General features: G+C 62.9%; 12 protein-coding genes and 1 pseudogene. 9 read left to right on the top strand and 4 right to left on the bottom strand.

The features are described 5' to 3' along the window. Positions 1 to 8: 8 nt before the first annotated feature. Positions 9 to 872 (bottom strand): branched-chain amino acid ABC transporter permease, encoded by an 864-nt coding sequence (locus DRF71_RS25450; RefSeq protein WP_112313256.1) that lies wholly within the window; start codon positions 870 to 872, stop codon positions 9 to 11. A gap of 98 nt (positions 873 to 970) precedes the next feature. Continuing rightward, positions 971 to 2,194, bottom strand: a complete 1,224-nt coding sequence (locus DRF71_RS25455; RefSeq protein ID WP_112313257.1) for an ABC transporter substrate-binding protein — start codon at positions 2,192 to 2,194, stop codon at positions 971 to 973. A 200-nt stretch (positions 2,195 to 2,394) separates the two neighbouring features. Here DRF71_RS25455 and DRF71_RS25460 point away from each other — a divergent pair, with 200 nt between their 5' ends. From DRF71_RS25460 to DRF71_RS25500, 9 genes and pseudogenes are all read left to right on the top strand, one after another. Beyond that, the gene (locus DRF71_RS25460) at positions 2,395 to 3,957 is read left to right on the top strand and encodes a D-aminopeptidase (protein ID WP_112313258.1); all 1,563 of its coding nucleotides are present in this window, start codon (positions 2,395 to 2,397) and stop codon (positions 3,955 to 3,957) included. A gap of 8 nt (positions 3,958 to 3,965) precedes the next feature. After that, positions 3,966 to 4,883, top strand: coding sequence for a proline iminopeptidase-family hydrolase (locus tag DRF71_RS25465; protein ID WP_112313259.1), 918 nt, complete (start codon positions 3,966 to 3,968; stop codon positions 4,881 to 4,883). A gap of 77 nt (positions 4,884 to 4,960) precedes the next feature. Continuing rightward, positions 4,961 to 6,643, top strand: coding sequence for an ABC transporter substrate-binding protein (locus DRF71_RS25470; RefSeq protein ID WP_232831687.1), 1,683 nt, complete (start codon positions 4,961 to 4,963; stop codon positions 6,641 to 6,643). Positions 6,644 to 6,652: 9 nt separating this feature from the next. Further along, the gene (locus DRF71_RS25475; RefSeq protein ID WP_112313260.1) at positions 6,653 to 7,693 is read left to right on the top strand and encodes an ABC transporter permease; all 1,041 of its coding nucleotides are present in this window, start codon (positions 6,653 to 6,655) and stop codon (positions 7,691 to 7,693) included. Between the two features lies 1 nt (position 7,694). Next, complete coding sequence (locus tag DRF71_RS25480) at positions 7,695 to 8,666, top strand: ABC transporter permease (RefSeq protein ID WP_112313261.1); 972 nt, start codon at positions 7,695 to 7,697, stop codon at positions 8,664 to 8,666. Then, a complete protein-coding gene (locus DRF71_RS25485; RefSeq protein ID WP_112313262.1) occupies positions 8,663 to 10,495 on the top strand; it encodes an ABC transporter ATP-binding protein in 1,833 nt (610 codons plus the stop codon). Before DRF71_RS25480 ends, DRF71_RS25485 begins: the two co-directional genes overlap by 4 nt. A 247-nt stretch (positions 10,496 to 10,742) precedes the next feature. Beyond that, positions 10,743 to 10,883: pseudogene (locus tag DRF71_RS28890) on the top strand (helix-turn-helix domain-containing protein); the annotation flags it as partial. A gap of 74 nt (positions 10,884 to 10,957) precedes the next feature. Continuing rightward, on the top strand, positions 10,958 to 12,013 hold the full coding sequence (locus DRF71_RS25495; protein WP_232831697.1) for a hypothetical protein: 1,056 nt from the start codon (positions 10,958 to 10,960) through the stop codon (positions 12,011 to 12,013). Beyond that, positions 12,013 to 12,369 (top strand): phage tail assembly chaperone, encoded by a 357-nt coding sequence (locus DRF71_RS25500; protein ID WP_112313265.1) that lies wholly within the window; start codon positions 12,013 to 12,015, stop codon positions 12,367 to 12,369. The genes DRF71_RS25495 and DRF71_RS25500 overlap by 1 nt, the downstream gene beginning before the upstream one ends. 143 nt (positions 12,370 to 12,512) lie before the next feature. On the opposite strand, the gene DRF71_RS29135 is transcribed toward DRF71_RS25500, so the two are convergent. Both DRF71_RS29135 and DRF71_RS25505 read right to left on the bottom strand, forming a co-directional pair. Beyond that, positions 12,513 to 12,638 carry a hypothetical protein gene (locus tag DRF71_RS29135; RefSeq protein WP_269814406.1) on the bottom strand — a complete coding sequence of 42 codons (126 nt, stop codon included), beginning with the start codon at positions 12,636 to 12,638 and terminating at the stop codon, positions 12,513 to 12,515. Further along, entirely contained in the window at positions 12,635 to 12,865 is a 231-nt protein-coding gene (locus DRF71_RS25505) for a hypothetical protein (RefSeq protein ID WP_112313266.1), read from the bottom strand. The genes DRF71_RS29135 and DRF71_RS25505 overlap by 4 nt, the downstream gene beginning before the upstream one ends. Between the last annotated feature and the right edge of the window lie 85 nt (positions 12,866 to 12,950).

Raw genomic sequence — 12,950 nt, forward strand, 5'->3', positions numbered from 1 at the left:
TCGCCCCCTCAGTCCCAGTTCTGACCAAAGAGACCCGAGGGCCGGAAGACGAGGATCAGGAAGATCACCACGAAACTGAGGATGATCGCGATATCGCCGGAAATCGTGGTGGTGACGACCGAGTCGATCATGCCGAGAATCAGCCCTCCGATCAGCGCGCCGATCACCGAGCCAAGGCCCCCCATGATGACGATCATAAAGGCTTTGATGGTGGCGAGGAATCCCATGGTCGGCACGATGGACAAAAGCGTCCCCATCATGCAGCCCGCGATTGCCGCCATGGCCGAGCCGATGCCGAAGGCGATCCAGTGGACGCGGTCGGTGCGGATGCCTTGCAGCGCGGCGGTCTGCGGGTCTTCGGCGACGGCGCGGATGGCGAAACCGGTCACCGAATGGCGCAGGAAGGCCCAGAGCGCGATGATGAGGCCAATCGAGACCGCCGAGATCACGATCCGCTCATAGCTGAGATAGGCGCCGCCGATCAGCATTCCGCCCGACACTGCCGAGGGGATGCCCTTGGTGGTGGTGCCGAACAAAAGCTGGCCGGAGCCGGAGATGATCAGAACCAGCCCCAGCGATACCGCCAGTGAATAGAGAATGTTCTTGCCCTGTAAGGGCTTGAACAGCACCACCTGCAGAACTGCGCCCAGGCAGAAGATCAGCCCGGCAGAAAACGCCACCCCCGCCCAATAGGGCAGGCCGAGTTCGGCATGCCAGTAATAGAGCGCGAAAGCGCCCAGCATGAACATCTCGCCATGCGCGTATTGGATGATGCGCATCACCCCGAAAATCAGCGTCAACCCGATGGCGATCAGCGCATACATCAGGCCAAGGCTCAGGCCTGTCAGGCCCATTTGCAGAAAATCACTCATGCGTGGAACACTCCGGAGGCCGCACAGATTTCGGGCGACGGGTTCACCCGCCGCCTTGTCCGGCCCGGATCAACCCGGGCCGGAAACGCGCCTGAACGTCAGTAATCGTCGGGAAGGGCAGGGAAGCGGACGTCTTCGACCTGGGCCACACCCTTGTCGATGGTGGTGGTGTAGCAGTCATAAATGCCCTGCCGCGCCACGCCGAACGACTTCTCGCCGCCCCATTTCACGCGGCCGACATAGGTGTCTTCCAGCTGCACCTGCGCCAGCGCCTCGGCCACCGCTTTGGTGTCTTCGGCGGTCCCGGCCATTTCCCAGGCGGCTTTCAGCGAATAGATCCACCAGGAATAATTGCCCGCCAGCGCGTTGAAGGTGCCGAAACGCTCCATAAAGCGCTTTTCAACCGCCTTCTGGGTATCGGTCGAAGGCGAGACATTGGTGACCGGCAGCACGACGCCATCGGCATGTTCGCCCGCGACTTCCAGGATCGTGGTGGTTTCCGAGGCCGCCGGGGACGAGATCGGGCCGGTATAACCCAGCTCGCGCGCCGCCTTGATGATCGAGGCGGTGATGCCGGGCGGTGAGGGCGAGGTCACGATGAAATCGGGCGGATCGGCGATGGTTTTGGCGACGATGGGGTAGAAATCGGTGTCTTCCCAATTGTAGAACTCGGCCGATTTCTGGGTGATGCCGTAATAATCCATCAGCCGCTTATACGAGGCATGGCAATCGGTGCCGTCCTGGTCATTCGGGCCGATGAACGCGGCGGTCTTCAGCGCGTCCTTGCCGTATTTTTCCTGCATGAAGGGGATGTAGGCGAACCCTTGTTCGTAATCCGACGTTTCGGCACGGAAATGCAGGGGATAGTTCTTGCCGAAGAGGTCGAGATAGCCCCAGCAGGCCACGATCGACAGCACGCCGGCGGGTTCGGTCACCTGCAACATGCCGACGGTCGAGGCCGCAGCTTGGCTGTAGACATATTTCACCTTGTCCTGTTCGACGAGGCGCAGGGTGGCGGCGCGGCTGTCCGCAACCTCGCCCTTGGTGTCATAGTCGATGACCTCGATCATATGCGGTTCGCCATTGATCATCACGCCGCCGGCGGCGTTGATCACGGCGGCCCCATCGCCAAAGCCCTGGGCGGTTGAATGGCCCCAATAGGCGACCGGGCCCGAAAGCGGCACGGCGCCCCCGATCCGGATGGTTTTCGGGGTCTGGCTGAAGACGCTGCGCGGCAGGATGGCGGGTGCTGCCAGCGCCACTGCGCCGGTGGTCAGCAGGCGGCGGCGATTCATCAGCAGTGGCGGAGATGTTTTCCTCATGGTGATGTTTCCCTGTTGGATGCGAGTTTTTTGATTTTGATCCGGACAGTATTCGCCTCTCCTCCAGGTCTGACTATCCAATTTCGGCAATGGCTGATTTCTCCTGTGCCGCGCGGCGTGACCGCCGTTCCGGGGCCGCCTGACCTAGCGGCAGTCAACCCCCTTGAACTCCGCCCGTTTCCGGCAATGATGCGCAGATCATGTCCAGACCCTCCCCCCTCCCGCTCGCCGAAGCCCTTGATCTCCTGCCGCGCCGTTTTGCCGGACCGGGCGGGGTTGCAGTGGTGCTGAAAGACGGGCGCGAGGTGGCGGCACGGGCCTGGGGCTATGCCAGCCTGGAAACCCATCAGCCGATGACGCGGGCGACGCGGCTGCCGATCTGTTCGATCTCGAAACAGTTCACCTGTGGCGCTCTGCTGGCCGAGTTCGGTTCGCCCGAGGCGCTGGATCGGCATCTGCCGGAATTCCTGCCGGAGCTGCAAAGCCCGCGCCCGCTGGTCCGGCAGATGTGCCACAACCAGTCGGGCCTGCGCGACTACTGGGCGATGACGGTGATTGAGGGCGCCAAAGCCGAACAGACATTCGGTAAGGATGCGGCGGTGCCGATGGTTGCCGCGATCCACGAGGGGCATTTCGCGCCGGGCAGCGGCTATTCCTATTGCAATTGCAATTTCCGCCTGTTGCCCGAGCTGATCCGCCGCGCGAATGGCCGCGATCTGGTTGACCTTTATCATCAGCATATCTGGGGCCCGGCGGGGATGAAGACCGCCACGCTGACCGCCGATACGCGCCATCCCGAGGATGGTGTCACCGGTTATGAAGGCCGCGACGTGACCGGGTATTTCCCTGCGGATAACGGGATTTACTGGGTCGGTGATGCCGGAATCTCCGCTTCGCTGGACGATATGCTGGCCTATGAGGCCTGGATCGACGCAACGCGTGAGGATGAGGCCGGGCTCTACCGCCGGCTCTCGGCACCGGTCACGTTCAGCGACGGCAACCCGGCGCTTTACAGTTTCGGCCTGGCGCATCAGACCTCTGGCGGGGTAAAGCTGACCGGCCATGGCGGCGCGCTGCGGGGCTTTCGGGCGCAGCGCCTCCATGCGGCAGAGGCGCGGATTTCCGTCGTGGTGATGTTCAACCATGAGGCCTCGGCCCATGATGCCGCGCATTTCCTGATGCGGGCGGCGCTTGGCCAGCCCGAGCCGGAATACAAGCAACCCGAGCCGGGCTGGGCAGGCCAGTGGCTTTGCCCCGGGACCGGGCTGATCGCCCGGCTGGAGCCGGCAGAGACCGTTGTTAAGCTGCATTTCGCGACCGGGGCCGAGGCGTTGCACCAGATCGCGCCGGGCGTTCTGGCATCCGACGAGACCCGGCTGGAGCGGCAGGGCGACCACCTGCATATGCGCCGCCTGCGCGACAATATCGATACTGTGATGGCGCCGCTGGCAGTGCTGGAACTGGCGGATGGCACCGGGATCGCGGGGCGGTATCATTGCGCCGAAACCGGCGCCTCGCTGCGGCTTGAGGCGCGGGACAAAGCGGTGTTCGCGCTGTTTTCCGGCCGGCTTGGCGAGGGGCGGATGGAGCCGGTGCTGGCCGCCGGTCCGGATGTCTGGCTGATCCGCACCCGCCGCTCGATGGATGCGCCGGCGCCGGGCGACTGGACGCTGCAGATTCGTCGCGACGGGGCGGGCAGGGTGGCGGGGCTCACGCTGGGCTGCTGGCTGGCGCGCGGTCTGGATTATGAGCGTCAGGGGTGAGCGGCCCGATGGATACGGCTTATACCACCGCAAAGATCACCGAAGGCCGCGCCGCTTTCGGCCGCTATGAGACCTGGTATCGCATCGCGGGGGATCTGCAATCCGGCCTGGCACCGCTGATCGTGGCGCATGGGGGCCCGGGCTGTACCTGGGATTATGTCGAAAGCTTCGCCGCGCTGGCAGAAAGCGGCAGGGCAGTGATCCATTATGACCAGCTGGGCAATGGCAACTCGACCCGGCTGCCGGAAAAGGGTGCGGATTTCTGGACCACCGATCTTTTTCTGGATGAACTGGCCAACCTGATCGCGCATCTGGGCCTGTCGCGCTATCATCTGCTGGGGCAGTCCTGGGGGGGCATGCTGGGGGCAGAATTCGGCATCACCCGGCCTGTCGGCCTGCTGTCGCTGATCCTTGCCGACAGCCCGGCCTCGATGCCGCTCTGGATTGCCGAGACCGCCCGGCTGCGGGCGGATCTGCCCGCCGATGTGCAGGCGGTTCTCGACCGGCATGAGGCCGCTGGCACCACGGATCACCCCGATTACAAGGCTGCCACAAAGGTCTTCTACGCCCGCCATGTCTGCCGCCTCGACCCCGCCCCCGCAGAGGTGCAGCGCACCAATCATGCGATGGAGGCCGATGCCCATGTCTACAACCTGATGATCGGCCCGAATGAGTTCCACATCACCGGCACGCTGAAAAACTGGGATGTCAGCGATCATGTGCATCTGATCAATGTGCCGGTTCTGCTTATTTCCGGGGCATATGACGAGGCCACCCCGGCCACCATCCGGCCTTTCGTCGATAATATCCCCGATAACCGCTGGCATATTTTTCCGAATGCGAGCCATATGCCTCATGTCGAGGAATTCGACGCTTGTATAACAGTGGTCGAAGCATTCCTTGCCGAATGCGACGACCGCCGTTGAATCTGCAGATCCGGGCGCAAAGTCCGGACAAACCCGGCGGCAATGACCGCCATTCCACCCCGAGGGAGTCTCATAACATGAGTGAATCGCTGTCTCTGACGACCCGCATGCGCAGCCGCATCCTGTGCGGTGTGGCGGCGCTGGCACTTGGCACCGCCCTTCAGCCGGCCTTTGCCGAGGACGCACATTACGGCGGCACGATGAAGCTGGTCGCGGTTGCCTCGGAAGGCACGCTCGATCCGCATATCAACTATACCGCGAAATACTGGCCGCTTTTCATCTGGACCCATGACGGGCTGATGGCGTTCAAAAAGGCCGGTGGGGCGGCAAGCGCCGAAGTGGTGCCGGATCTCGCCGAAGAGGCGCCGGTCATCTCGAATGATGGCAAGACCTATACGTTCAAACTGCGCCAGGGGATCAAATTCTCGAATGGCAAGGATCTGACGGTCGAGGATGTCGTCGCCTCGTTCCAGCGCATCTTCAAGGTCTCCAGCCCGACCTCGGGCAGCTTCTATAACGGTATTGTCGGCGCCGATAAATGCCTTGCCGATGCTGCGACCTGCACGCTGGAAGGCGGCGTGACCGGCGATGCCGCCACCAATACCATCACCATCAATCTCACCGCTCCGGATGCCGAGTTCCTCTACAAGCTCGCCGTGCCGCATGCCGCCATCGTGCCTGCCGATACGGTGACGAAAGACGCCGGCAATGAGCCGATTCCCGGCACCGGCACCTATGCGTTTGAAAGCTATGACCCGAACGCCTCGCTGATCATGGTTCGCAACCCCTATTTCCAGGAATGGAGCGCCGAGGCCCAGCCCAAAGGCTATGCTGACCGTATCGAATACACCTTTGGCGGCACCGAAGAGGCTGCGGTCAATGCGATCCTGAACGGCCAGGCCGATTTCATGTATGAGCCGGTTCCCTCGGACCGTCTGGCCGAACTCAGCGTCTCGAACCCCGATCAGCTGCGCGTCTCGCCCCAGGTTGCCTGGTGGTATGCGCCGATGAACGTCAATATCGCGCCCTTCAACAGCCTGGAGGCGCGTCAGGCGCTGAACTATGCGGTTGACCGCGACGCGCTGGTTTCGGTCTTTGGCGGCCCGGCGCTGGCCTCGCCCGTCTGCACCATCCTGCCGCCCGACATGCCCGGCCATGTCGATCGTTGCGACTATACCGCCGATCCGGGCGAGTTCTGGTCGGCCCCCGATATGGACAAGGCGCTGGAGCTGGTCGAGGCTTCGGGCACCAGGGGTCAGAAAGTCACCGTGGTGACCGATGATTCCGTCACATCGCGCGGCGTTGGCACCTATCTGCAAACCGTGCTGACCGATCTGGGCTATGATGCCACCGTGCAGTCGATCTCGGGCGATATCCAGTTCACCTATATCCAGAACACCAATAACAACGTCCAGATCTCGGTGACCCAGTGGTATCAGGATTACCCGGCGCCCTCGAACTTCCTGAATGTCCTGTTCGGCTGCGACAGCTTTACGCCGGGTTCGGACAGCTCGGTGAATATGTCGGGGATCTGCGACAAGGGCCTTGATGACCGGATGAAAGCGGCAATGGCGCTTGGCTCGACCGATCCGGAGGCGGCGCTGAAGGAATGGGGCGATATCGACTATGATATGATGAAGCTCTCGCCCGCGATCCCGATGTTCACCCCGAAAGATGTCGATCTGATCTCGGCGCGCCTTGGCAATTACGAGTTCTCGAGCCAGTTCCACTGGCTGGTCGGCAAGTCCTGGGTGCAGTGATCCCGCGCGATGCTGCCTGAATCCGACAAAACTGCTCCTTCTCCGGCGGTCACCGCCGGGGAGGATGCCGGTCGGCGGCGCGGCCCCTGGAAGCGTGTCTTCGAGGGGCTGATCGCCAGCCCGACCGCGATGATTTCCGCCGGTCTTCTGATGCTGATCGTGGTCGCGACGCTGCTGGCGCCGGTCTATGCGAAATATGTATCGGGGACGGATCCGTTCCGTTCGGGCCTGTCCGCCAGGATCAAAATCGACGGCAAGCCAACGCCTGTGATGCAGCAATCGACCGAGGGGCTGGGCCTGGGCGTCACGCCTATCGGCCCGACCTGGGGGCCGCAATATCTGCTGGGCGCCGATGGCCAGGGCCGCGATGTGGCGGCCAGGATGCTCTATGGGGGCCGCAACTCGCTGCTGATTGCCGGAGCCGCAACGCTTATATGCCTGTTCTGGGCGGCGATCATCGGCATCGCGGCCGGCTATTCCGGCGGCGTGGTGGATGGCGTTCTCTCGAATCTGATAGACATGATCTGGGCCTTTCCGGTCTATCTGCTGGCGATCTCGCTCTCCATCGTGATGATCGGCAAAAGCTTCGCGCTTGGCCCGTTCGAGATATCTTCGGGCAGTCTGATCGTGCCCATTCTGATCATCGGTCTGGTCTATGTGCCCTATGTTGCGCGCCCCATTCGCGGCCGGGTCATGGCGATCAACCAGTCCGAATTCGTGATGGCGGCGCGGGGTCTTGGCATTCGCCGCTGGAAGATCCTGCTGCGTCATATCCTTCCCAATGTCTCGACCACGCTGATCGTGTTCGCACCGATGCTGATGGCGCTGAACATTGTGACGGAAAGCTCGCTTTCCTTCCTTTCGGTGGGCGTGCAGCCGCCGAATGCCAGCTGGGGGACGATCCTCCAGGACGGGCAGACGCTTTTGTATTCCCGCCCCTGGGTCTCGCTGGCGCCGGGCTTCGCGATCATGGTGACGGTGCTGCTGCTGAACCTGTTCGGAGATGTGCTCAGGGACGTGCTTGACCCCAAATCGGCAAGGGGTCGCTGAGATGCTGGCAGCCATTCTCTCGCGGCTTTTGCGCATGGTCGTTGTGATGTTCGGCATTTCCGTCATCACCTTCCTGATCTTTTTTGCCACGCCCTCATCCGACCCCGCCGCCCGCATCGCCGGCAGGAACGCGGCGCAGGAAACGATCGAGGCGGTCCGGAAAGACTTCGGCCTCGACCGACCGCTTTATGTGCAATACGGGCTGATGATGCAGCGGCTGTTCATCAGCCAGGACCTGACCTCCTTCGCCAACCGGGGCCAGAAGATCATCCCGACGGTGATGGCGGCGGCCCCCGCGACCCTGTCGCTGGTCTCGGGCGCGGCGGTGTTGTGGATGCTGGGCGGTATTGTGACCGGCATCACGGCGGCAGCCTTTCGCGGGCGCTGGCCGGATAAGCTGTTGATGGGGATCTCGATGATGGCCGTCGCCATGCCGGTCTTCTGGGTCGGCGAGATGGTGAACCTGGTGACGCAAAACCGCCTTCACGACACCTGGGCGTTTTCCTGGGTGCCGGCGCTCGGCTATACGCCATTCTCCGAGAATCCCGGCCTCTGGTTCCGCTCCATGGTCTTCCCCTGGCTGACCCTCGCCTTCCTCTATATCGGTTTTTACGGGCGGATGCTGCGCACCGGGATTATCGAGACCTACCAGGAAGATTTCATCCGCACCGCCCGCGCCAAGGGCCTCACCGGGCGCAAGGTGCTGCTGAAACACGCGACGCGGAGCGCGATCATTCCCATCGTCATCATGTTCGGCATGGATTTCGGCGTGCTGGTCGGGGGGGCTGCGGTGCTGACCGAGGTGGTCTTCGGCATCAACGGCGTCGGCAGGCTGACCTATCAGGCGCTGAAAGTCCTCGACCTGCCGATGATCATGGCGACCGTGCTCTACGCCTCTTTCTTCGTGGTGATCGCCAATGCGGTGGTCGACCTTTTGTGCCTGCTGATCGACCCGAGGATGCGCCGCGCATGAACGAGAGCCCTGAAACCCCCGCACCGATCCTGTCGATCCGGGATCTCTCGGTCTCGTTCCTTGGCGCGCGCAAAAGCTGGAACCGGGTGATCGGGGGGCTGTCTTTCGATATCAGCCCCGGCGAGACGGTGGCGCTGGTCGGCGAATCCGGCTCGGGCAAAAGCGTCACCTCGCTTTCGGTGATGGGGTTGCTCGATCCGGCGACCTCACGCGTCGAGGGCGAGATCCGGCTGGCCGGCTATGATGTCCTCAAGCTGGATGAGGCGGGAATGATCCGCCATATCCGCGGCCAGGCGGCGGCGATGATCTTCCAGGAGCCGATGACCTCGCTGCATCCGATCTACCGGGTCGGCGACCAGATCATCGAGGCGCTGACCTCGCATCACGCCTTGCCGGGGCCCGAGGCCCGCAAACAGGCGATTGCGCTGCTGGAACGCGTCCGCATCCCCAATGCCGCCCGGCGGATGGACGACTACCCGCACGCCTTTTCCGGCGGTATGCGCCAGCGGGTGATGATCGCGATGGCGCTGGCCTCGCGCCCGAAGCTCCTGATCGCGGATGAGCCGACCACAGCGCTGGATGTGACGGTGCAGGGCGAGATCCTTGACCTGCTGAAAGACCTCCAGGCCGAATATGGCATGGCGATGCTGTTCATCACCCATGATATGGGCGTGGTGGCCGAGATGGCTGACCGCACCGTCGTCATGCTGCGCGGCCAGGCGGTGGAACAGGGGGCGACCGCTGCGCTTTTTGCCAGCCCGCAAGAGCCCTATACCAAAGCGCTTCTTGCGTCGGTCCCGGTGCTGGGCAGCATGAAGGGCGAACCGTCGCCCCTGCGCTTTCCGCTGGTCGATATGGCAACCGGTCGTGCAGGTGCGGCGCTGCCTTTGCAAAACAGCCCCGATCTCTCGGCGCCGATCCTCGATGTGCAGGGCCTTGTGACCCGCTTCGATGTGCGGGGCGGTCTGCTCAACCGCCGCGTGGCGCAGGTCCATGCGGTGGAAAATGTCTCCTTCCGTATCTTTCCGGGCGAGACCCTGTCGCTGGTCGGTGAATCCGGTTGCGGCAAATCTACGACCGGCAAGTCGATCATCCGGCTGAATGACCGCTCGACCGGTGCGGTGACGATGTCGGGCGACGAGCTGTTCGCGCTCCGCCCCGAGGCGCTCCGGCAAAAGCGGCGTGAGATCCAGATGATCCCGCAGGATCCGCTGGCGAGCATGAACCCGAGGATGACGGTGGGCGATGCGCTGGTCGAGCCCTTCACCGAGCATCGGCTGGGAACCGCTGCCGAGGGCAGGGCAAAAGCCGCGATCCTGATGGAACAGGTCGGCCTCACCCGCGCCATGCTGGAACGCTATCCGCATGAATTTTCAGGCGGTCAGCGCCAGCGGGTCTGTATCGCGCGCGCGCTGATGCTCGACCCGAAGCTGATCATCGCGGATGAGTCGGTCTCAGCGCTGGATGTCTCGGTCAAGGCCCAGGTGGTCAACCTGCTCCTCGACATCCAGGACCGGCTGGGCATCGCCTTCCTGTTCATCAGCCATGACATTGCGGTGGTCGAACGCGTCAGCCACCGTATCGCCGTGATGTATATGGGGGAAATCGTCGAAATCGGCCCACGGCCTGAGATCATGGAGCGTCCGCGCCACGCCTATACCCGTCAGCTGATCGGCGCGGTCACGGTCCCGGACCCGGCCCGCCGCCACCTGCGCCGCAACCAGCAGATCAAAGAGCTGAAAACCCCAATCCGCCCCCTCGACTTCAGACCGCCAGCCCGGCGCTACGAAGAAGTCTCACCCGGCCATCTGGTGATGATCGAAACCTGAGAGAGGGGCTTCCCCTTTCCCTTTCGTATTTCCTCTTGATGAAAATACTCTGCGGGGAGGTCCGGAGGGGTGTTAGCGAAATCCGCAAAATCCGTGTCTTGGAGGAAAAAGTTCCAAGAATGCGGGGTATGGAAATTCAAGGCCTTAAAGGCCTCGGTTCCAACTATTCCGGTGTTCTGAAAACGAACAACCAGGCGCCTTCCTTCGGTGCAGCATCCTCGATGCGGACCAGTGAGGGGGCGATAGCATGAGCCACGCTGCGACCAACTGGGCGATCAGGCAGCGCGGGCTTAAGCCTGCGACGAAGATTGTCCTGTGGCATCTTGCTGACCGTCACAACGGCGATACCGGCCAGTGCAACCCGAAGCAGGAGCGCCTTGCGCAGGACTGCGAGATGTCGCGCTCCACGCTGAACCTGCACCTCAATGAACTGGAGCGGCTGGGGCTGAGCGCCTCGCCAAGATGCTCGGCTTTGTTGCAGAGAAGGGCCGCGAGGCGAGTGCGTCGATCCCTGGTGCGGTCACGACCGGCCCCTTCCTCGAAGGGGGGGCCGATGCCAATATGCCCCCGACCTTCGACAGCGGCATGGACACCAGCCCGAGGCCGGGCGCGCGCCCGTCCAGTTGGCAGGCCGATATGGACGGGGACGGCATCCCTGACGCGCTTCAGACCAGTCTGCCAACTGGCGGCAGCGGCAAGAGGGGCGGCGGAGGCGGGAGGTCGCGCGATGAGTTCGCGGCGGCGATCGAGCAGACCCGCGAACAGATCGCGGTGCTTGAGGCCGAGACCCTGGCCTTCCTGTCGGCAGCCGACGCGCGCGGCGATTATGCCGGCGCGGCTGAATATGCGAAGAAGAAGGCCGAACTCCTGATGGCTGCCCAAAAGCAGGGGATCGCTATCACGCCCGAACTTACCGCCCAGATCGAGGCGCAGGCCCGCGCCTATGCCACGGCGGGGCTTGAGGCGGAAGCGGCGGCCGAGAAGATGCGACAGATCGAGGAGGCGACCGAGCGCGGCAAGGATGCCCTTGGCAGCATGTTCGATTCCATCCTCGACGGCAGCAAGAGCGCCAAGGAAGCCGTCGCCGATCTTCTCATGGAAATCGCAAAAGCCCAGTTCAAGGCCGCGATGTTCAAGATGATCGAGGGAATGGGCGGCGGCGGGCTGTTCAGTTTCGTCGGCAATCTGCTGGGCGGCAGCTTCGACGGCGGCGGCTATACCGGCGATGCACCGCGCTCGGGCGGTCTCGACGGGAAAGGCGGCTTCCTTGCGATGATGCACCCGCGCGAAACCGTGGTGGATCACACGCGCAGCCAGAGCGCCGGCGGCGGCAGTTCGCAGGTCGATGTGCGGGTTTCCGTCGATCAGGATGGCAACTGGCGGGCGGCGGTCGAACGAATCTCGACCCGGACCGCCGGCAATGTGGTCGGCGCGGCCGCGCCAGGTATTATCGGGAAATCGGTTTCCACCTCGATGCAGGCCTCGCGCCGGTCGAAATCTGCATTCGGTATCCGCTGATGCGCCGGCTGTCCCGCCAGATTTGCGAAGCCGTCACATCCGCGCTCAAAGGTGAAAAGGTTGTGCCGCCTGAGGCCGGCCGGATCCTCTGGAACACCTTCCAGCGCCTGAGCCTGACCCGCACCTATCACCCGGCCGGCCCGAACGCGCTCCAGCCTTCGGAGGTGGAAGCATGGTGCCGGATGATGCGCCTGCCTCTGGAGCCACGCCATATCTCTATCATCATGGATATGGATCGTGCCTGGCTGGATGCGGTCTATGCAAAAACTCGTCGCGCACAGGATGGAGTGAAGAGCTTGCCTCAGAGATCGAGCCAGCCTCTGACCGCTGCCCTTACCGACCTGCTGTTGGGGTGATCTGAGCCGCTCACCCCATATTATCGAGCCTTGCTTGACGGGGTGTTTATTATCAAGCCACGAGTGATGAGGCTCGATAATACGATTTCAGGGCCGATTTTGCCCCTAACCCTATATTGTCGGATCTTTCGCGGTTGCAGAAATCACTCTGCGGGGTGGTGCCGGTGCGTGGGCTTGTCGAGCTGCTTCTCCTGGTGGCGCAGCACGAGGATCCCCACGCCAGCAACCGCCAGCGCGATGACCGGGACGATGAATTCGAAGAACGTCATTCCTTCACCTCCTTGCGTATCCTTCCTAGAATATAGTGCGAAACGCCGTGCAATGCGAGTCCCGCGATTCCCCACCACAAAGTGGACAGGTTCGCGTTGCTCAGGGTCTCGGTCAGCGGCCGCAGCACGGCGAAGCCGATCAGGCCCAGCGAGAGGGCATTCATGAAGCCCGCGAAGATTTTCACGCGCTCGTTATAGGCGACCAGAGGGTCTCGGATGGTTTTCACGGGTAGCCTCGGGCCTTCTCGAAATGGTAGCGCGATGCCTCGGATCTGAGGCGGTATAGCTCACTGTGTATAGCCATCTCAGCCC

The sequence above is a fragment of the Pseudogemmobacter bohemicus genome, from assembly GCF_003290025.1.
In the GTDB taxonomy this organism is placed as follows: domain Bacteria; phylum Pseudomonadota; class Alphaproteobacteria; order Rhodobacterales; family Rhodobacteraceae; genus Pseudogemmobacter; species Pseudogemmobacter bohemicus.